Annotated in this window: 22 protein-coding genes; 1 reads left to right on the top strand and 21 read right to left on the bottom strand. The window is 38.9% G+C overall.

What is annotated here, in order from left to right; genetic code table 11:
* Position 1: 1 nt before the first annotated feature.
* The 13 genes from pheA to IGK03_RS06680 all read right to left on the bottom strand — a co-directional run bounded on the left by pheA (position 2) and on the right by IGK03_RS06680 (position 11,746).
* Positions 2 to 850, bottom strand: a complete 849-nt coding sequence (pheA, locus tag IGK03_RS06740; protein WP_033624968.1) for a prephenate dehydratase — start codon at positions 848 to 850, stop codon at positions 2 to 4.
* Positions 851 to 857: 7 nt separating this feature from the next.
* Positions 858 to 1,364, bottom strand: a complete 507-nt coding sequence (locus IGK03_RS06735) for a shikimate kinase (RefSeq protein WP_010713403.1) — start codon at positions 1,362 to 1,364, stop codon at positions 858 to 860.
* 19 nt (positions 1,365 to 1,383) lie between these two features.
* The gene (aroA, locus tag IGK03_RS06730) at positions 1,384 to 2,670 is read right to left on the bottom strand and encodes a 3-phosphoshikimate 1-carboxyvinyltransferase (RefSeq protein WP_049095484.1); all 1,287 of its coding nucleotides are present in this window, start codon (positions 2,668 to 2,670) and stop codon (positions 1,384 to 1,386) included.
* A gap of 6 nt (positions 2,671 to 2,676) precedes the next feature.
* Positions 2,677 to 3,771: a prephenate dehydrogenase gene (locus IGK03_RS06725; RefSeq protein ID WP_002382322.1), complete on the bottom strand. Its 1,095-nt coding sequence runs from the start codon at positions 3,769 to 3,771 to the stop codon at positions 2,677 to 2,679.
* A gap of 33 nt (positions 3,772 to 3,804) precedes the next feature.
* Positions 3,805 to 4,971, bottom strand: coding sequence for a chorismate synthase (gene aroC / locus IGK03_RS06720; protein ID WP_002357582.1), 1,167 nt, complete (start codon positions 4,969 to 4,971; stop codon positions 3,805 to 3,807).
* Position 4,972: 1 nt separating this feature from the next.
* The gene (gene aroB / locus IGK03_RS06715; protein WP_002357583.1) at positions 4,973 to 6,049 is read right to left on the bottom strand and encodes a 3-dehydroquinate synthase; all 1,077 of its coding nucleotides are present in this window, start codon (positions 6,047 to 6,049) and stop codon (positions 4,973 to 4,975) included.
* 22 nt (positions 6,050 to 6,071) lie between these two features.
* Positions 6,072 to 7,097: a 3-deoxy-7-phosphoheptulonate synthase gene (gene aroF / locus IGK03_RS06710; RefSeq protein WP_002363948.1), complete on the bottom strand. Its 1,026-nt coding sequence runs from the start codon at positions 7,095 to 7,097 to the stop codon at positions 6,072 to 6,074.
* A gap of 36 nt (positions 7,098 to 7,133) precedes the next feature.
* Complete coding sequence (gene aroE / locus IGK03_RS06705) at positions 7,134 to 8,000, bottom strand: shikimate dehydrogenase (RefSeq protein WP_002369402.1); 867 nt, start codon at positions 7,998 to 8,000, stop codon at positions 7,134 to 7,136.
* A 487-nt stretch (positions 8,001 to 8,487) separates the two neighbouring features.
* The gene (locus IGK03_RS06700; protein WP_002357586.1) at positions 8,488 to 8,943 is read right to left on the bottom strand and encodes a hypothetical protein; all 456 of its coding nucleotides are present in this window, start codon (positions 8,941 to 8,943) and stop codon (positions 8,488 to 8,490) included.
* Positions 8,944 to 9,032: 89 nt separating this feature from the next.
* Positions 9,033 to 9,407, bottom strand: a complete 375-nt coding sequence (locus IGK03_RS06695; RefSeq protein WP_010713406.1) for a thioesterase family protein — start codon at positions 9,405 to 9,407, stop codon at positions 9,033 to 9,035.
* The gene (locus tag IGK03_RS06690; protein ID WP_016617312.1) at positions 9,407 to 10,627 is read right to left on the bottom strand and encodes a CCA tRNA nucleotidyltransferase; all 1,221 of its coding nucleotides are present in this window, start codon (positions 10,625 to 10,627) and stop codon (positions 9,407 to 9,409) included. The genes IGK03_RS06695 and IGK03_RS06690 overlap by 1 nt, the downstream gene beginning before the upstream one ends.
* Positions 10,624 to 11,403 (bottom strand): 4-hydroxy-tetrahydrodipicolinate reductase, encoded by a 780-nt coding sequence (gene dapB / locus IGK03_RS06685; RefSeq protein ID WP_010775840.1) that lies wholly within the window; start codon positions 11,401 to 11,403, stop codon positions 10,624 to 10,626. Before dapB ends, IGK03_RS06690 begins: the two co-directional genes overlap by 4 nt.
* Positions 11,396 to 11,746 (bottom strand): nucleotide pyrophosphohydrolase, encoded by a 351-nt coding sequence (locus tag IGK03_RS06680; RefSeq protein WP_002363944.1) that lies wholly within the window; start codon positions 11,744 to 11,746, stop codon positions 11,396 to 11,398. The genes dapB and IGK03_RS06680 overlap by 8 nt, the downstream gene beginning before the upstream one ends.
* 123 nt (positions 11,747 to 11,869) lie before the next feature.
* Here IGK03_RS06680 and IGK03_RS06675 point away from each other — a divergent pair, with 123 nt between their 5' ends.
* A complete protein-coding gene (locus tag IGK03_RS06675) occupies positions 11,870 to 12,754 on the top strand; it encodes a YitT family protein (RefSeq protein ID WP_002357595.1) in 885 nt (294 codons plus the stop codon).
* Positions 12,755 to 12,791: 37 nt separating this feature from the next.
* Here the strand turns inward: IGK03_RS06675 and IGK03_RS06670 are convergent, their stop codons facing one another.
* The 8 genes from IGK03_RS06670 to IGK03_RS06635 form a co-directional block, all read right to left on the bottom strand.
* A complete protein-coding gene (locus tag IGK03_RS06670; RefSeq protein ID WP_010823675.1) occupies positions 12,792 to 13,331 on the bottom strand; it encodes a ReoY family proteolytic degradation factor in 540 nt (179 codons plus the stop codon).
* 9 nt (positions 13,332 to 13,340) lie between these two features.
* Positions 13,341 to 14,597, bottom strand: coding sequence for a tetratricopeptide repeat protein (locus tag IGK03_RS06665; protein ID WP_024041751.1), 1,257 nt, complete (start codon positions 14,595 to 14,597; stop codon positions 13,341 to 13,343).
* A gap of 9 nt (positions 14,598 to 14,606) precedes the next feature.
* A complete protein-coding gene (locus IGK03_RS06660; protein ID WP_010816517.1) occupies positions 14,607 to 15,647 on the bottom strand; it encodes a hypothetical protein in 1,041 nt (346 codons plus the stop codon).
* A gap of 306 nt (positions 15,648 to 15,953) precedes the next feature.
* Positions 15,954 to 16,229 carry an HU family DNA-binding protein gene (locus IGK03_RS06655; RefSeq protein ID WP_002357604.1) on the bottom strand — a complete coding sequence of 92 codons (276 nt, stop codon included), beginning with the start codon at positions 16,227 to 16,229 and terminating at the stop codon, positions 15,954 to 15,956.
* Between the two features lie 247 nt (positions 16,230 to 16,476).
* Entirely contained in the window at positions 16,477 to 17,787 is a 1,311-nt protein-coding gene (der, locus tag IGK03_RS06650) for a ribosome biogenesis GTPase Der (RefSeq protein ID WP_002357608.1), read from the bottom strand.
* 173 nt (positions 17,788 to 17,960) lie between these two features.
* On the bottom strand, positions 17,961 to 19,172 hold the full coding sequence (gene rpsA / locus IGK03_RS06645; RefSeq protein ID WP_002360341.1) for a 30S ribosomal protein S1: 1,212 nt from the start codon (positions 19,170 to 19,172) through the stop codon (positions 17,961 to 17,963).
* A gap of 113 nt (positions 19,173 to 19,285) precedes the next feature.
* The gene (gene cmk / locus IGK03_RS06640; protein ID WP_002357612.1) at positions 19,286 to 19,966 is read right to left on the bottom strand and encodes a (d)CMP kinase; all 681 of its coding nucleotides are present in this window, start codon (positions 19,964 to 19,966) and stop codon (positions 19,286 to 19,288) included.
* A 236-nt stretch (positions 19,967 to 20,202) separates the two neighbouring features.
* Complete coding sequence (locus tag IGK03_RS06635; protein ID WP_010715196.1) at positions 20,203 to 20,817, bottom strand: SAG1386/EF1546 family surface-associated protein; 615 nt, start codon at positions 20,815 to 20,817, stop codon at positions 20,203 to 20,205.
* Positions 20,818 to 20,868 lie beyond the last annotated feature (51 nt).

Here is a 20,868-nt window from a genome sequence, read left to right as displayed (position 1 = left end):
TTTAAAGTGTGGACAAAACATAGATCGGGTAATCCCCTAAAATTTTTATTTCTGCGCCAATCAGTTCCAGTTCTGTTAAAGCTGCTTCAATTAGTTTTTCTGGTTGATCATTCACTAAGTCCATTAAAAAGAAGTACTCTCCGAGCTTTGTTTTCAACGGCCGCGATTCTACTTTGCTAAGATTAATCCCTCGCCAACTAAACACACTTAATGCTTTGTGTAAAGAGCCAGGAACATTACTTGGCATCGTAATCGCCAGCGTTATTTTTTTCTCAGATAGCGGGAAAGAAATCGCTAAATTTTCAGAACCAAGAACCCAAAATCGTGTTTGATTTATCGATAAATCTTGTATATTTTTTTCAACAATGGTCAAATCATACATTTCCGCAGAAAGTTTTGGTGCAATAGCTGCAAAAGGTAATTCTGGATGTTCTGCAATGTATTTGGCGGCGTAAGCTGTTGAAGGCGTTGCTTCTAAAATCGCTTCTGGAAAGTTTTTCGCTAGAAACATCTGCGATTGAGCTAATGCTTGCGGATGTGATAAAATTTTCTGACTTTGTTGCCAGATCGCTTGATTCTCTTTTGCCACCATTAATTGTTGTTGAATCGGTAAAACTAACTCTGCTTGGACAGGTAACTGCGCTTGATGATACAAATAATCTATCGATGCGTTAACAGTTCCTTCAATCGTGTTTTCTATTGGGATAATGCTCCATGCCACTTCTTGCTGTTCAATTGCTTTCAAGCAAGCTGGAATCGATGCGTACGGCATCAACGTAGCTTCAGGAAAAGCAGCCAACGTTGCACTGTACGTAAAGGAACCAATCGGACCTAAATAACCAACTTTCATCGTTTCTCTACTCCTTTAATTGTTGCAGAATTTCATTGATAATTTCTTCTGGTGAGCGATTGGTCGTATCAATTGTCATCTTCGCACATTCTTCATAAAAATTTTTACGAGACTCAAATAAAGTAATGATTTCTTTTGAAGAACGTTCTATAGCTAAGGGGCGTTGGTTTTCAGTATCTTCTGCGATTCTTTTTAACAGCTCTTCTGGTGTCGCATGTAAATAAATCACTTGCTGAAAAGATTTTAATAAGCTACGATTTTCTGGTCCGACAACAATCCCGCCCCCAGTTGAAAGGACGGCTGTATTTTTTGACAGCTCCTTTAAAAGTTGGGTTTCCTGTTCTCGGAAAGCTGCTTCACCATATTTTTCGAAATAGTCAGGAATTGAGCGTCCTATTTTTTCCATTAACGCTGTATCTAAATCAAGATGAGGCATCTTTAGTTTATTGGCCAAACTTTGGCCGATAGTTGTTTTACCCGCACCCATGAAACCAATTAAAACAATGCTTTCCATGGTTCGTTATCCTCCTTCGTTAACAACTTAAACGTTCTAAGTCGTCAAAAAATGCTGGATAAGAAACTGAAACTGCTTCAGCCTTATCTAATTCAACAGTGCCTTCTTTTACAAGTAATGCAGCAATTTGTAACATCATCCCGATACGATGATCCCCATAACTGGTAACTCTTCCACCATGTAAAGAAGTTGGTCCATGTATAATTAAGCCATCATCAGTAGGCGTGATGTCGGCGCCTAAAATTGTTAATTCTTTCGCTACTGCATCAATCCGATTGGTTTCTTTGACTTTCAATTCTTCTGCATCTCGAATGATTGTCGTGCCAGTAGCCTGAGTAGCTAACAAAGCAATAATCGGTAACTCATCAATTAAACGTGGGATAATAGCGCCACCAATCTCTGTAGCTGTTAATTGACTCGTTTTTACAAGTAAATCGCCAGAGTGATTGGCCTCATCTTCATTTAAAATAGTGACGGAACCACCCATGTTTTTAATCACATCTAAAATACCTGTCCGCGTTTGATTTAAGCCAACATTTTTCAGAAGTATCTCGCTATCTGGGACTACTAAACCCGCAACTAAAAAGAAAGCTGCAGAAGAGATATCACCAGGAACTACCACATTTTGACCTGTTAATTGTTGCGGTCCAGTTAACATAATTTTTTTACCGTCTACTTCAAGCGTCCCACCAAATTTTCGAATCATCTCTTCTGTATGATCACGTGTCTTTTCTTTCTCAACCACTACAGAAGTGCCCTTGGCTTGCAAAGCGGCGAATAAAATAGCCGATTTAACTTGAGCACTTGCAACAGGCATTGTGTAGTCAATCGGTTGCAAATTTTGAGTCCCGCGAATAGAAATTGGCGGAAACTCCGTTTGCTGAACCCCTTGACATTCCGCTCCCATTTGGTTTAAAGGAAGCATCACACGATTCATCGGTCGTTTAGCAATAGACGCATCACCAGCTAGGCGCGTTTCAAAGGGACAGCCAGCTAAAATGCCCAGCATCAGACGAATTGTTGTCCCTGAATTTCCAACATCAATTGTATTCTTCGCCTTTTTTAAACCTGCAAATCCTTGCCCCTCAACGGTGATTGTCGTCCCGTCATCTTCAATGTTCACACCTAAAGAACGAAACGCCGCTAAGGTACTTAAACAATCTTCGCCTCTTAGAAAATTTGTAATCGTCGTTTTTCCAGAAGAAATCGCTCCAAACATAATACTTCTATGGGAAATCGATTTGTCGCTAGGAACCATCAGAGTCCCTTGTAAATGTTTCACATTTGTACGTAGTTGCACCCTCATCACCTCTTATTTTTCGTAACACGTATAGTTCGTTTTTTTAGATAAAATTTGTTTTGCAGCTTGGCAGTCTGGTTGATTTTTAAAAGACAATTGAAGAATCCCATAGATTTCTTCTCTCGTTTCTAAAATTTTAATATTTGTAAGAGAAAGGTCCGCTTCGCCTAAAATTTGCGTAATTTCAGCAATGATTCCTGGTTGATCTGGTACATCAACAAACAGATCATAGAAAGCTGGGATTGCGCCTTCTTTATGAATGGGCAACTGAGCACGTGTTTCTTTGGCCTTATCAAAAAAATTACGAATAGCTGGGGCATTTTTTTCTGTTAACCATTGGCAAACAGTAGTCATCTCTTTTTGCCAATTTTCTAGTAAGTCCAATAATACTAAGCGATTGCTTAATAAAATATCCGTCCACATCGTTGCATCAGAGGAAGCAATTCGAGTAATATCTCTGAATCCTCCAGCCGCTAGCTGCTGCGCTCTAGGGTAAGTGGTATTCAGTTGCTGACTTTCGTTCACTAAAGCTGCGGCAACAATATGTGGCAAGTGACTTAGAGCACCAGTAATTTCATCATGTTCCTGTGCAGGCATCGTAATAAACTTCGCATGCGTTCCTTTTAGTAACGTTTGTAACTCCTGAATCTGTTTGTTTTTTTCGCCATGGTCATCGGTAAAAATATAGTAGGCATTTTCAAACAAACGTTCATCAGCGGCTGTTACGCCGGATTTATGTGAACCAGCCATTGGATGACCACCAATAAAATTTTTCATGTTAAGCTTTGTTGCTAACTGATTAATTTCCACCTTGGTACTACCCACATCTGTGATCAGAGCAGTTTCTAGTGATAATTGGTTTAATTCTTCTAGTTGTACTAAAGTTGCTTTAACTGGGGAACAAAGAAAAATAATCTCTGCTCGTCTTGCCCCACTTGTTAAAGATTCAGCTATCTCATCAATTAGACCCGTTTTCTTAGCAAATTCAGTTGCCTCCGCTTGATTATCGAAACCGATAATCTCACTGTTGGGATGTCCTTTTTTGATACACAAAGCCAGTGAACTCCCGATTAGCCCTAATCCTACGATTAAAATACGTTTCTTCATTTTTTCCCTCCATATACTTGCGACTTTCTTCCATTAAAAGTTTTGAGTATATAGGCGATAACGTTTCACTGCTTCTTTCATTTGTTCAAATGAGTCACTATCAAATTTTTCGAGCATAGCCTTCGCTACTTCCGTTGCAACAACGGCTTCACAAACAACGCTAGCGGCCGGTACTGCCGTGCTATCAGAGCGCTCAACGCTGGCCTTATAAGGCTCTTTTGTATCAATATTTACGCTTTGCAATGGTTTATAAAGGGTTGGAATAGGTTTCATGACACCACGAACGATGATTGGCATTCCGTTGGTCATTCCTCCTTCAAAACCGCCTAAATTGTTGGAAGTTCTGGTATAACCTGTACTTTCGTCCCAAACAATCTCGTCCATCACTTGACTACCAGGGCGTTGCGCCATTTCAAATCCAATGCCAAACTCAGCACCTTTAAAAGCATTGATGCTTACAACAGCTTGCGCAATTTTGGCATCTAGTTTACGATCCCATTGAACATAGCTACCTAAGCCAGCTGGAACGCCACCCACAAGTACTTCTACTACCCCACCAATTGTATCGCCATTTTTCTTGGTTTGGTCAATTAGTTCTTTCATTTTTTCTTCTACGGAAGGATCTAATACGCGAACTGCAGATTGTTCAGACCGTTCTTGAATTTCACGGATCGTTAAATTTTCAGGGATCGTAGCTTCAATCCCACCTAATACCGCGACATGCCCAGCAACTTGGATATCCAATTCAGCTAAGAGTTTTTTAGCAACCGCACCAATCGCCACACGCATCGTTGTTTCTCGTGCCGAAGACCGTTCTAAAACATTCCGTAAATCATCATGTTGATATTTCATGCCACCGACTAAATCAGCATGTCCTGGACGTGGTTTGCTGACGCGGCGGATTTTCTTTTGTTTTTCAGGAACTGGCTCTACTGACATCACGGAGGTCCAATTTTTCCAGTCTTTGTTTTCGACAATCAACGTTACTGGTGAGCCAAGTGTTTTACCATGCCGAATACCCGAAGTAATACGTACTTGGTCTTTTTCAATTTTCATCCGTCCCCCACGACCGTAACCGCCTTGACGTCTTGCTAATTCTCGGTTAATCTCTTCGCTACTTAAAGGCAAGCCGGCTGGTAAGCCTTCAATAATAGCAGTTAATTCAGGTCCATGTGATTCGCCTGCTGTAATAAAGCGCATCTTAAATTCCTCCTTCTCTATTTAAAAATGCTCGAATTTCTTCCGTTGGTAAAGAGACAATTTTCGCTTGACCAATTTTTTCTAAGACAATGATTTTAATCTGTCCCCCACGTGTTTTTTTATCATGTGTAATGGCTTGATAGAGACGTTCTTCTGACCAACGATCTGTCGTTACTGGTAAATGGAACTTTTCTAGCATGGTGACCAACTCTTGGGTAGTCCCAAGTGGAGAAAGCCCTTGTTGTTCTGCGACTTGAGTTATTTGAATCATTCCTAAAGAAACGCCTTCACCGTGAGCAATCACCCCGTAACCAGCTGTATTTTCTAATGCGTGGCCAATCGTATGCCCAAAATTCAGAATCAAACGTAAGCCCAAATCTAATTCATCTTCTTCGACGACATCACGTTTAATCTTGCAACAGGCCGTGATAATTTCTTCTGCATGTGCCACTAAATCTTGTTCATTTTCCAAAGAGGATAAACGGTGCCACAATTCAACATCAGCGATAGCTGCTGATTTTACAATTTCTGCAATTCCTTCACGAACACGTCTAGGTTCTAATGTTTTAAGTGTATTAGGATCAATTAAAACCCCATCTGGTTGGGCAAAAGTACCAACAAGATTTTTGGCTTTTTTAGTGTTAACCGCTGTTTTACCTCCAATGCTACTATCTACTTGTGCCAGTAAGGTTGTTGGTACTTGCAAAAAGTGAATACCGCGCATATAGGTTGAAGCGACAAATCCAGCTAGATCTCCCACAACGCCTCCACCTAAAGCAATTAGACCATCACTTCGAGTCAATTGCTGTTCCGCTAAAAAATCATAAAGCAGTTGAGCTGTTTCGAGGCTCTTACTTTGTTCACCTGCCGCTACAGCAATCAATGATGTTTCAAAACCAGCAGCTTGCAATTCTTTCTCAACAGCTGCGCCATATAATTTATTCACCGTTTCATCGGTAATAATCGCTACCCGTTGTGGCTGCCACAGGCTACGTACCCAGGTGCCAATTTTATCTAAGGCACCTGTTTCGATGGTTAAATCATATGAATGTGTAGGTAACGTTACGGTTAATTTCATGTCCTCTACTCCTCTGTCTTTACTAATCTTCTAAAGCATTAATTTCTTTCATTGCTTTTTCGATGATATGAACTTCTTTCATCATACGTAGGTAAGTTTTTTCATTCAAGGATTGTGGCCCATCTGACCACGCATTCGCTGGATCTGGGTGAATTTCTACAATCAAGCCGTCCGCACCTGAAGCAACACCTGCTCGGGCCATTGGCGGTACTAAATCCCAGATACCAACACCATGACTCGGATCAACAATAATTGGAAAATGACTTAATTTTTTAATTAAAGGCACCGCACTTAAATCAAGTGTATTGCGCGTAGCGGTTTCGTACGTACGAATCCCACGTTCAATGAAGATCACATTGAAATTCCCTTGCGCAGCAATGTATTCAGCTGCGTTTAGCCATTCATCAATCGTACCAGCAATCCCGCGTTTTAAGCCAATAGGTTTTCCAGTTTTACCAACCGCTTGTAATAACTTGAAATTTTGCATGTTGCGCGCACCGATTTGTAAAATGTCACTGTATTTTGCGACAAGTTCTAAATTCGCTTCATCCATTACTTCTGTAATGACTTGCATATCTAATTCATCAGCCGCTTGGCGAATGTATTTTAGTCCTTCTTCTTCTAGTCCTTGGAAAGCGTATGGCGACGTTCTAGGTTTGAATGCACCACCTCGTAAAATTGTTGCACCGCCAGCTTTAGCAATTCGCGCACATTCACGAATCTGATCTAAGCTTTCGATTGAACAAGGGCCCGCCATCATGGTCATACTGCCGTCACCGATTTTAACACCGTTCACATCAACCACTGTATTCTCTGGATGAAATAAACGACTCGTTAGTTTGTATGACAACGAAATGCGGACACTTTTCTCCACGCCTTCTAATGCTGTTAACTCTGCTTCAACTAACTTTTCTGTATCACCAATCAAGCCTATCACTGTTTTTCCATTATCTTGACTTGTTTGAGTAGTTAAGCCTGCACCTGTTACTAAATCAATGACTTGTTTCATTTGCTTTTCGGTTGCATTTTCTTTCATAATTACGATCATTATATTCTCTCCTCATGCCTTTAAACGGCGCTCTTTTTATCTATTTTCAATTTTACGTTTTACGACTGATACAGGCATTTTTTGTCCTGTCCATTGTTCAAAAGCAGCAGCTCCTTGATAAAGTAGCATGTCCAAGCCGTTGCTTGTTTCTGCGCCACGTAAACGGGCTTCTTTTAATAACTGTGTTTCTCTGGGATTATAAATAGCATCATACACGAATAACTTCGGTTGAATCATTGCATAATTTTCTATAGGACTACTATGTGCATGTGGATGCATACCCACACTCGTTGCATTAACTAACAAGACGCTTTCAGCAACATCTTTTGCTAGTTTTTCAGTATCCGCTAAATCGTTTAAATGGATTACACAGTTGGTTCGTTCAGTGAAATTTGCCAGTTTTTTTTGACTGTCGTTAAACCCCGCGCTTTTCCTGTTGTAAACGGCGATTTCTTTCACGCCATCTAAAGCAGCTTGGGCAATGATTGATAAGGCTGCACCACCTGTTCCTAAGATGGTCATTTTATTCTGAAAAACGTCAACCTTTTTCTCTTTCAAACTCCACATAAAACCAGTACCATCCGTGCTGTCTCCGTAAAGTTTTCCATCTTTGTTGACAATCGTATTAATTGCGCCAACCAGTTGAGCGGTAGGACTTAGTTCATCCATATAACTTACAGCCGCCACTTTATTGGGCATTGATAAGTTGGCCCCTAACATGTGAAACGTTCGAATCGCTTCAATTGCTTGTGGCAATGTCTCTTGTCCAACGTCAAACGCCAGATACCGAGCATCAACTCCTAAATTTTGAAATGCTGTATTATGAATCAACGGTGAAATACTGTGTTGGCTGGGTTTCGCGAATAGCCCAGCTAAACGAGTGGCTCCAGTTATTTCTTTCATCCTGTGTGCTCCTTTACGAAATTTTTTTAGTAAGTTTCTGAAATCCTAATTTTTGGCCAAACAAAAAGGATATTCACAGTAAATTTTAAGAAAAATCTACAGTGAATACCCTACAAAAAAGCAATATAAAAGCCACTATAGATTTTCTTAAATCTACATGGCTGAAAGTCATCTTAAATTTCCCTAGCCATTATAGATACAAACGTTTGTTGTCTGTACCCATAATGTTATGAATACAAACCTATCTAAAATAGCTAAAGTAAAAGTTATTCAGTTGTGTATGGTTTTTCTTCGTTGTTGTCATAAGAATCACTCCAAAACTGATTTAATTAAGAATTGTTAACAGTATACCGCTAGAAAAAACATGTGTCAACACTTATTCGCTTATTTTTTCGACTATTCCATTAAAACCAATGTTATTTTATTCGCCAAAAGACTAAAAAAGCCACAGGAACCAGTCATTTCACTGATTCCTGTGGGGCAAAAATTATTTTAATTCTTCAGCGTATACATCATCAACTGTTTGTGTTGGGTCGATAACAATGTATAAGTTTTTAGTTTTTTCGCTGACTTTTGTAGATTGATAGATGTTATCCAAGCCCTCATCTGTTTTATCTTTGTAAGGGAAATAAACTAAATCTGGTGTGCCATTTTTGTAAAGAATTTCCATACGTTCGATATCTTCATATTTTAAAGCACGAGAGAACATCCCTAATTCTAAGCCACCTAAGTTAATATCGTGGGTTTGAACATGATCTCCTTCTTGGAAAATTTCAATTTTGAACCCTTCACATGGATGAATTTCAACAAATTCACTACCATGGATACGGCCAAAACTTGTTGTAATATGTTTGATCCATAAATCACCAATAAAACGACGATCAATCGTCCAAGTTTCACCATTTCTGAAATAAAATTTAAGTCCTGTCATTTCTCTAGCCATAGCACAAATCTCCTTACTTAAAAATAATTTCTTACATTATTAGTTTACCATACTTTTGATAAACGGTCACAAACTTTCGCTGTAGATTCTTAATCTTTTGTTATTCTTTTAAAAAAAGAATCAATCTCAACTACTGCACGTTGGTGAGAACCTTTGGCAATTTGTCGCTCTCCTTCATAAGCAACAAATTCATAGCGTATTTTGTGTGCAGTCTGTTCAATGCTGGTCATCGTAACAACGATTGTCGCCCCTACCGCAGATGGATATAAGTGGCGCAATTCTAACACCGTTCCGACAGTTGTTTCCCCAACTGATAATTGGTCCTTCACAGCTTCTTTGGCTGTTTGTTCAATCATGGCAGCTAAAGCAGGGGTTCCTAAAACTTCTAAGTCACCAGAACCGAGCATTTTAGCCGTTTGTGATTCTTTCACCAAAAATTCTTTTGTAAACATTTCTGTTGGCATTATGCTTTCTCTCCTTTTGAACGTTGTTTTTTAGCAAACGAAAGCAGAACTTCTTGTTTATTCTCTAAGCTACCTTCAACAACGTGTTGCTCGATTTCAGCAATCAGTTCCCCTAACCATTTGCCTGGTGTTTCTTCTAAGACGGCTAAAAGGTCTTTTCCTGTGATGGCCAATTCATGTCTTTGATGGATGGGTAATGCCTTAACTAACTCTTTTGTTACTTGTACTTGACTCTCTTGTTGGTAATAATATAAAAGTCTTTCAACAAGTACTGCTGATTCTTCGCCTAATTCATAAAGCATCATTGGCTGCCAGTCGTTACTCAAACGAAAACGCAGACCACGTACTAATTGTGAAACGTTTTGAATTAATTGATTTGAAAGTTTCCAAGCCTTTAAGAAGGGGCGGATTTCTGCTTCTGGTAAATTCAATGATTGGATAAGTAACGTCCACGCTTCTGCTTCTGTTTCAATTTGACGAGCAGGCAAGTCCATTAAACGAAAAAGTCCAGCCCCTTGTTCTCGTAATTTGGGACAATATTGATAGCATTCTGTTTCAATAAACGGAGCTAAGCCACCTTGTCGATTAACCCCTAAAAGCATTTTTACAAATTCAATCGTAATGCGCTCTACTGAAATTTTTTCTAATAAAGGATGAAATTCAGCGATAGCGGCTAAGGTTTTTTCTTCAATTTTAAAATCTAATTGGCTAGCAAAGCGTAAGCCCCGCATCATCCGCAGAGCATCTTCATGAAACCGCTCATGGGGATTGCCGACTGCACGAATGGTTTGATTAGTTAAATCTTCGATACCATCAAATAAATCAATGATTTCGCCTGTGCTGTCAAGCGCCAAGGCATTAATCGTAAAATCTCGCCGTTTTAAGTCTTCTTTCAAGGAGCGAACAAAGGTGACTTCATCTGGTCGGCGAAAGTCTTGATAAGTTGACTCGGTACGAAAGGTTGTTACTTCATACTGTTGGTCTTCCATCAATACAAGGACTGTGCCATGTTCGATGCCCACATCAACGGTTCGTTTAAAAATTTGCTTAATTTCTTCTGGATAGGCACTTGTCGCAATATCGACATCATGGATTGGTTTATTTAATAAAGCATCACGCACACTGCCCCCGACAAAATACGCTTCAAAGCCCTGTGCATTGATTTCACGAATAACGGGAGCGGCTTCTTTAAATTCGTTTGGAATAGTTGTCAATTTCATAGCATCTGTTCCAATCCGTAAAGTAGTTCTGTTCTCTGTACCACTTGCCGACAAGCTAACGCTACTCCTGTCATGAATGAACGCCGATCATAAGAATCATGCCGAATAGTGAGCCCTTCACCTACACTGCCAAATTGGACTTGTTGGTGTGCCACTAAACCAGGTAAGCGGACACTATGGATTCGCAGACCTTCGAAATCAGCCCCGCGTGCCCCTGGTATTGATTCTACCTCTTGCGGATTCCCTTGTTTTTTTGCTGGCCGAACTTCTTGAATCATTTCTGCAGTTTTTATAGCCGTTCCACTTGGTGCATCTAATTTGTTATCATGATGTAATTCAATGATTTCCACATCCGGAAAATACTGTGCCGCTTTTTGGGCAAATTGCATCATTAAAACTGCCCCAATTGCAAAATTTGGCGCAATTAAGCCGCCGATGGCTTTTTCTCGAGATAGGTTTGTCAATTCGTTGATTTGTTCCTCCGTAAAGCCTGTCGTCCCAACAACTGGCGCCATACCATGTTCCAACGCAAAACGTGTATTTGGATAGGCGGCTTCAGGAACCGTAAAATCAATCCAAACATCTGGTTTGACAGCTAGGACTTCTTCTAAGCGCTGAAAAACGGGAATTGCTGTTTCATCATTGAAAGAAACAGTTTCTTGTGCTTCATGAGGATCATACACACCTACTAATTCAAAGTCTGCGGTTTCTATGACCATTTGTGTAGCAGTACTGCCCATCCGTCCTTTAAACCCAGCGACAATTATTTTAATCATGTGTTTTCCCATCCTTTCTTTCAAAGCGATAGCGATCCCGCTTGTTAAATTTGGCCATATTTTCTTCAAAAACTTCGGTTAAATCAATCTCTAAAGAATTTGCCATGCTAATCAATACAAAAAAGACATCTCCAAGTTCCTCTGATACTGTCTTTGGTTTTTCGTCTGCTTTTTTCTGTTTTTCACCATAATAATGATTGACTTCACGGGCTAATTCTCCGACCTCTTCCGTCAAACGAGCCATTTGTCCTAATGGTGAAAAATAGCCTGTTTTAAACTGTTGAATATAATCATCAACTTCTGTTTGCATCGATTGCAAACTACGTTGTTCTGATTCTGACATTTTACCCCAACCTTTCTTACTCTACCTCCTACATCTTATCAAAAACTCGGCTATCTGGAAAGGTTCTACTTGTTGTTTTATATAGAGAATGATACAGTTTATACTGTAAAAGGACGTGATTAAATGGAAGAACAAAGATTTTATTTTAAAGATGTGTTATTTATTGTATTAGGAAGCTGTATCTATGCCTTTGGTTTGGTTACTTTCAATATTGCCAATGACCTGGCCGAAGGTGGTGTCACGGGGATTACTTTGATTTTAAGAGCCTTATTTCATTTTAACCCAGCATATACGACATTATTAATCAATATTCCGCTCTTATTAATTGGTGGTAAAATTTTAGGCAAACGCTCCCTCTATTATACGCTAATTGGCACCGTGTCGTTATCAGTATTTTTGTGGTTTTGGCAAAAATTTCCTGTTGAAATTAATTTAGATCATGATTTATTGATTGCTGCTCTCTTAGCTGGTTTGGCCGCAGGATTTGGGAGTGGCCTTGTTTACCGCGTAGGCGGAACCACTGGTGGGACCGACGTCATTGCCCGCATTTTCGAAAAATACTTTGGGATTAGCATGGGCCGCTCGTTGTTACTTTTTGATGTTGCAGTCTTACTCCTCTCGTTGACCTATATTGATGTCAAACGAATGATGTATACTTTAATTGTGTCCTTTGTTTTCAGTCGTGTTGTCGATTCTGTACTCGATGGAGCCTATGCTGCGAAAGGAATTTTAATTGTTTCCAATCATTCCGAAGAAATCGGTCAAAGTTTAATGGCTTCTTTAGAACGCGGGGTAACATATTTAAATGGTGAAGGTGCTTATTCACAAGTGGAAAAACGGGTTCTCTACACGGTAGTCAGCCCTCGAGAAATAATGGAAGTCAAACGGATTGCTAATGAAATAGATGAAAAAGCCTTTGTGTCCATCATTAACGTACATGAAGCAATTGGCGAAGGCTTTACTTATGCAAAACCCAGCAAACAACGGCGCTTTAAATTAAAACAATAAATAAAACCCAGCATTTTCAATAAATGCTGGGTTTTATTTATTGTTGCTTCAAACGATTTAATTCATCGGATAATTCTAAAAACGCTTCTTTGTTGCCTGTTTCTAAAGCATCATCAATTTGAGCTTTAATTAATGCCATTCGCTGCGTTTGTTCTTCTTGCTTAAAGTATTGATCAATCACTCTGGCAACTTCCTGATCCACTTGTTCATTCCATGGCGCAAACGGATTATCTTCTAAAACAGATAAATACTGGCTCGTTTGCCAAGCCTCTGGAAATACACATTCTAAATAAAGAGCTTTCCGCCAATTCATCCGAATCTCGTGAAAAATTTGTTCCGGATCTGTAAATTCTTGTGCTTGGATAAAAAGCAATAACGGCTCCTTACCTAAACCATCCGCTACCACACGGATCCCCCGATCGGTTTTCTCTACGTTCTCAACAAAATGAACATTATTTAAAATCGCATCGTGCGTTAATAAGTAATTTAAAATCCACAGTACTTCTCTTCTTCCAAAAGGCACTGTATTCACTAACCAAGTTAAAAATTTTTTCTTTTCTGATAAACTAACAAACATCGTCGTTTCCTATCTTTCTTCCATATCTGCTAGCACAGATTGCATGTCGACATCACCAGGTTCATGTTCCAAATAATGGTGCAACAAGTGTTTTGCTTTTTCAAGTTCGCCTTCTTCTCGTAAGAACAATGCGTATTCTTTTAGAAATTCTGGTTCGTGAGACAATTCTTGCGCTGCTTGTTCGTAATGAACTTTAGCGACGGCAAAGTCTTCTAATTCGTTGTACGCTTTTGCTAAGTTCCATTCAGCATAAGGATGATCCGTTTCCTCTAAATCATTTAAAATAGTAATTACTTCCTCAAAACGCTCTTCCGTGAGGTAGAGATTACTTAAGGTCAAACGACTTTCATCTGTTTTCTCACCTAATTCCAAAGCTTTTAACAACCAGTTTTCAGCACCAGCAATATCGTGTAAGCGATAGGCATTTTCAGAGGCAAATTGGTATAACTCTACTTGGAAGGGGTTTTCCGCAATTCCTTCTTCGATCACCGCTTTTGCTTCCTCTAATTGCTCTTCTTCTTGGAGCGCTTCCGCTAAATATAGATAAAGTGATTGATAATGTGGGTTTAGTGTTTTTAATTGCTGGAACAACGCAATGGCTTTTTGATTCTCATGTAACTGTAAATAAGTGAAAGCTAACTGGAATAAACGATCGTCTGTTTGTTCTTCTTTGACCGCGGCTTCCAAATAAGGAACTGCTTCTTCAAAATCACCTAACATGCTGTAACTACTTCCTAAGCGTTCATTCAAGGAAATAGCAGAGATTTGCGCTGTCCCGCTTTCTACAATGCTTTGATAACGAGTAATAGCCTCGACAAATTGACCATTTGTAAAGTATAGTTCTCCCAAAGCAAATTGAATTAACGGCTCTTCTGGCATAAGATTGGCTGCTTCTTTTAATTTCGCTTCACTGACTTCTGGAATCCCTAAAACTTGGTACAAATCCGCAGTAACTAAGAGGCTTTGGACATAACTGTCACTAGTTTCTGGAATTTTTTCTAAATAGATGAATGCGTCATCTATTTCATTATTTTCAATGGCGATTTCTGCTAATGGAATGTTTAAGCCATCTGCATCGGGAAATTGTTCCAACAACTGTTGGAAAATTTGTTTGGCTTCTTCTAGAAAACCTAAAGATAATAACGTTTCCCCTAAATCAGCTAAGGTATTTTCATCATCTTTCTTTAATGCTTCTTCAAACATTAACTGTGCTTCTGCTAAATTTTCAGCTTGTAATGCTTGAACCATTTTTTCACTATATGACATAATTTCCCCTCAAATCTCTTTTAAAATTTCTTGGTATCTTTCAATCGTTGTTAACAGTTGATCGGGCGTTGGCTTTAAAGCTGCTCCTAGTTGACCGATTTTTTCCAACACCATAGGAGGACCTAGTGTTTCTGTGTGAAGCAAAACTTGTTCTGCGTAATCAGCACTTAAAATTTCTTTTGGAAACGCCACCGGAAAACCTAAGCGAATAAACCAAACGATAAAATTTTTAAATTGAAAATCAAAGTGATTGACTTGCTGGCTCCATAAAACTTGTAACAACAATCCTAATAATCGTTTCATGGGACCTGATAACAAATGGCCATTTTCGGTTGTAGCAAAGGCCACTTCAAAAACTCGGCCAAATTGATCCACTTTTTCCCCTGCTTGTTCATACAAAGATAACAACTCGTCTAAAATACCATTAAATGACGTTTGATTCAACCGTTTTTTATCTGGATACGTTTGGTATAGCATTTGTAAATAAGTATAATCACAGACAAGACCCGCTCGAATAAAAACGAGCAAATCAATTAAAGGGGCAGCACCTTTTTTATTGGTCAAGGTACTATCAAACAAAATTTCTTCTGAATGATTTTCTATATGCATAGTTGCATGCTGTGCTTGCTGAATTGTGACACTTGGTAAAAGTCCTTGCCGTAACGCTTGAACAGACACAGGCATCAGCCAACATTTGGAGGAACACTTACTTACTTGGTGCAGAAATGCGGTTAATTGTAGTACCCCTTCATTACCCAAACCAATCAATAAAACATCCTGATTTTCTGGCCAATCAGCTAAGAAACGTAACACACTTTCTAATTCTGATAAGTCATTGCAATGAACATCATTGCGACAAATATACCAGTTTAATCCCAACTGTTCCCCAAAGGCATAATTAATCTTCTCCGAAAAAAGATCATAGTAACGCTGATTCGCCAAAACAACGATTGACTCCGTCGTTACTGGTCGTTTTTTTAGGACGGAAGCAAATGTTTCTCCATAAATAATAGCGACCTTGTTTTCCCCTCTAGAATAGTTGTATTTCATTGATTCACCACCTTAAGACTGTTTCCTCTTCCTTCACCCCAAGTCTAGCATAACCACTAAAAAACAGCTACTGGCAACAACTTATTTTTGTCCTTCATTCATAAATCTTTCTCTTTTTATCAAAAAAGCAAGGAGCGAGTGTCGAACCGTTCCCGCTTGATTCTCGGAGCGAAGCACGTTTTTCTCACCCAAGGTTCGTTACAATTTAGCCTTTTAGCGTACTGTTTCGACCACCTCTTAAAATAACATTTTTTATGTATGATTCAAAAAAGAACCCTTGGAAACCAAGGGTTCTAATTGTCTGTCTTATTTCACTGCATCTTTCAATGCTTTACCTGGTTTGAATGCAGGTACTTTGCTTGCAGCGATTTGAATTTCTTGTCCAGTTTGTGGGTTACGTCCTTTACGAGCTGCGCGTTCGCGAACTTCAAAGTTACCAAAACCGATTAATTGAACTTTTTCACCTTTAGCAAGAGTTTCTTGAATTGTTGAAAAGACAGCGTCTACTGCTGCAGTAGCATCTTTTTTAGTTAAACCAGTTGAAGATGCAACGTTTTCGATTAATTCTGCTTTATTTGCCATGGATCATTTCACCTCCTCTATAAGAGATACGATGTTTTTACACACCTAAAGTTCCGTCTATTTTTGAGTGGTCCAAAAACAGACAGCAAATATTGATCTGGTTCAATATTCTGTTAACAAGATAGCATAAGAAAGTTGTAATAGCAAGGTTTTTAGTGTATTTTAACCAGTTTTTTCAAAAAATAATCATTTTTTCTCAAAGTTGATAAATTTATTTGAATATCTAAAAAAAGTATGGTAGAATGCACTATTTTCGGCGTCGCGGAATGATTTTAATCGGCGTGCCCTCAAACGTAAATGCTTTTCTGATTTGATTTTCTAAAAACCGGGCATAAGAAAAGTGCATTAGTTCTTCTTCGTTGACAAAAATAACAAATGTAGGTGGTTTGACTGCCACTTGTGTTGCATAAAAAATCTTCAAACGTTTTCCTTTATCGGTTGGTGTTGGATTAATTGCTACAGCATCCATTACAACGTCATTTAACAACGCTGAAGGAATCCGTAAGTTTTGATTCATACTTACTGTTTCAATTAGTTCAGGCAGTTTATTTAAACGTTGTTTGGTTAATGCAGACACAAAAATAATAGGTGCATAATCTAAATATTGGAATTCATCACGAATTTCCGCTTCAAAATCACGCATTGTATTTGTATCTTTTTTGACTGTATCCCATTTGTTGACCACGATAATAATACCGCGACCTGCTTCATGGGCATAGCCCGCCACACGCTTGTCTTGCTCACGAATACCTTCTTCTGCATTCAAGACCATTAAAACAATGTCTGAGCGTTCAATCGCCCGCATTGCGCGCATGACGCTATATTTTTCAGTTGATTCGTATACTTTCCCACGTTTACGCATACCAGCCGTATCAATCATTAAGAACTTTTGACCTTCTTCAGATTCAAAATACGTATCGATTGCATCTCGCGTTGTTCCTTCAATATCTGAAACAATCACACGATCTTCACCAAGAATAGCATTAATCAATGATGATTTACCGACATTTGGACGCCCGATTAAACTAAATTTAATTGTATCTTCGTCCTCTTCTTCTGAAGTGTTAGGAAAATGTTTAACTGCTTCGTCTAACACATCGCCAATGCCTAAACCATGACTACCAGAAACTGGGAAAGGATCCCCTAGTCCTAAAGCATAAAATTCATAAATATCATTACGCATTTCAGGATTGTCAACTTTATTAACAGCTAAGATCACTGGTTTATTACTACGATATAAAATTTTTGCTACTAACTCATCTGCATCAGTAATTCCTTCACGGCCACTAGCAACAAAGATAATCACATCTGCTTCATCAATCGCAATTTCTGCTTGGTGTTTGATTTGATCCATAAATGGTTCGTCACCTAAATCAATCCCACCTGTATCAATAATACTAAATTCACGCCCTAACCATTCTCCAGTTGTATAAATACGGTCGCGTGTTACGCCGGGAGTATCTTCTACAATCGAGATACGCTCACCGGCAATGCGGTTAAAAATAGTCGATTTACCGACATTCGGTCTACCGACAATCGCAATAGTTGGATTTGCCATTTGATTCCCTCCTTGAGAATTTCAATCCTTACTAGTTTACCTAATCAAACCTTAAAGTGCAAGAAAAGTTTTAGTTTCTGCTGATTTTCTAACCAATTCAAGAAAAAATGAGTTTGACATAGCCGATCTGTTTACGGCTATGTCAAACTCATAAATTTCAAGAAAGTAACGTGTTATTCCTCTTCTTTCGCATCAGATAAAGCGTCACCTAAAATATCGCCCATGGTAAAACCAGTATTTTCTTCAGGCAATTCATATTCCTGTTCTTCTTTTGGTTCTTCTTGAGACTCAGGTTTTGGTTCTAACGCTTTGATACTTAAAGCAATACGATGTTCCTCTGGATTAACTTCTAAAACTTTCACTTGTACTTGATCCCCTTCATGAAGGACTTCATGAGGCGTTGCAATATGCTTGTGAGAAATTTGAGAAATATGCACTAATCCTTCCACACCAGGGAAAACTTCCACAAAGGCACCGAAGCTTGTTAGGCGTTTCACTGTTCCATCTAAAACAGTCCCAGCGGCTGCTTTTGTTTCGATATCTGTCCATGGTCCAGGCAATGTTTCTTTAATAGATAAAGAAATACGTCCTTCTTCTGGATTAATTGAAAGAATTTTTACTTGAACGTCTTCGCCAACAGTTAACGCATCACTTGGTTTGCCCACATGCTGATGAGCAATTTCAGAAACATGAACTAAACCATCCACGCCACCTAAATCAATGAATGCGCCGAAATCTGTTAAACGAGCTACTTTCCCTTCAACAACGTCTCCGTCATGTAAAGAAGAAAGTAATTCTTCTTTTTTCGATTCTTTTTCAGCTTCAACAACTGCTTTATGTGAAAGAATTAAGCGGTTTTCTGAAGGTTCGATTTCAATAATTTTAAATGCTAGTGTTTGACCTTTATATTCAGAAAAATCTGCAACAAAATGATCTTCAACCATTGAGGCAGGAACAAATCCGCGAACACCAACATCAACAACCAAACCACCTTTAACAACATTTGTAACAGGTGCTTCGATTACTTTGCCCGCTTGGAAATCTTGTTCAATTTCTTCCCAAACTTTTTTAGCATCTAAACGGCGTTTTGACAGTAAATAACTGCCGTTTTCTTTATCTTTGCCAATTGATGTGATAACAACTAAATCTAACACATCACCGACTTTCACAAGTTCGTGTACATCTTCAACTGGTAAAGTCGATAATTCCTTTGCAGGAACAACGCCTTCAACGCCCGCTCCTTCAATGCCGACAACAACTTGTTTGTCTTCAATGGCTAAAACTTCGCCTTTAACAATATCGCCAACACTGACTTCTTGAACGCTGTTCATTGCATCTTCCATTGTTTCGTTGTTTGCTACTTGTTTGTCTTCAAAATCTGTCATGCCTCTTATCCTCCTATGCCAACAAAAATTCCAAAACTTAGCTATATATACTTACATAGTACGAGATTTTTGTAAAAAAATAAAGCGATTTCTTCTATTTTTCTTAAAATTCTTTAAAAAAGTTCAAAACCTTTTTGTTTAATCACATTTTGTATGGCGGCGACGACTTCTTCAATCGTCAAGCCTGTTGTATCGATTTTCACAGCATCACTTGCTTGGACAAGGGGTGATACTTCTCTGGTTGAATCTAAATAATCCCGACGTTCAATCTCCGCCTTCAAGGTTTCAAAATCCGTCTCAATCCCTTTTTCTTGATTTTCTTTAAAACGACGTTCTGCACGTTCTTCAACGCTAGCCACCAAGAATATCTTTACTTCGGCCTTTGGTAAAACTGCAGTACCAATATCTCGACCATCCATGACAACTCCGCCGGCTTGACCAATTTTCTGTTGTAACGCCACCATTTCTTCTCTAACTTTTGCATGTTTTGAAACAGCTGAAACAGCATTCGTTACATCTGGCTGGCGAATCGCTTCGGTCACTTCATGACCATCGATAAAAACACGTTGGCCATTTTCTGCTTGCTGAAAAGAAATAGTGTGGTTGACACAAAGCGCTACTAATGGTTCTTCCGCTTGAATGTCGATTTGATTTTGCAAGGCCAAATACGTAATCGCTCGGTACATGGCCCCCGTGTCACAATACACATAATTCAATTGTTTTGCTAAAATTTTTGCAACTGTACTTTTGCCTGACGAAGCTGGTCCGTCAATAGCAATACTGATTTTCCCCATGAAAAAACTCCTTAACTGATATGCATCCTTTAAAATGCGCTTCTTCTTTTATATTAAAATCAGAAGAAAAGAACTTGGATTTAAACTGATGACGAGTCTCTAACGAAAAAGCAATAAGCCGAAATCCCTCGAAAGACGCAAACCATCTTTCGGAAATTTCTGCTTATTGGCATTCTCATGTAATCATTCGTCGCGGTTTAGCCCTTGAAAGTGCTGTCCAAACCTCTTTTTCTGGATTATTTAATACGTAATGGTTGTCCTGGATAAAACACAGATGTATCAATCCCAGGATTTAACGCTAAAATTTGTTCTAATGTCATTCCGTTACGTTCGGCAACTTGACGTGCCCCTTCGCCACTTTGAACGGTATCATAAACAGGTTGTTGGTTCTGCGCTTGTTGCTGTTGTTGATTTTGAGCTTCTTGTTGTTGTTGCTGTTGCTGTTGTTGTTGTGCTTGTTGGTCCTGTTGTTGCTGTGCAGCAGCATCTGAACTTGAAGGTGTTGTATTTTCAGCTGGTTGGCTACTTGCTGGTTCTGAGCTTTCCACTGATTTTGACGTACTTTCTTTTTTCTTCTCTTTTGATGATGATTGGACTAATGAAGAAGATGGCTGGCTATTTTTGCTAGCACTTTCGTTCGGTTTCTTGTCTTGCATCATCCATAAGAAAGTCCCAATTGGAATGGCAATAATTAATAATAGCAAAATAACTAAAACAGTTAGAAATAATGAATTTCCTCGTTGCTGTTGGCGTTTTGCTAAACGAGAACCACCACCATTTTGATCAGGTTCATAAATTGATTGTTCCCATGGCTCACGAGCTTGGTTTTTCTTTTTGTCCTTTTTACTCACTGCTAATTTCCTCCTAAACTTCTCTCGCTTGTTATTATATCATAGCTTTTG

The organism is Enterococcus sp. DIV2453a (genome assembly GCF_050533535.1).
Classification (GTDB): domain Bacteria; phylum Bacillota; class Bacilli; order Lactobacillales; family Enterococcaceae; genus Enterococcus; species Enterococcus faecalis.
This window is presented reverse-complemented; position numbering and strand designations above follow the sequence as displayed.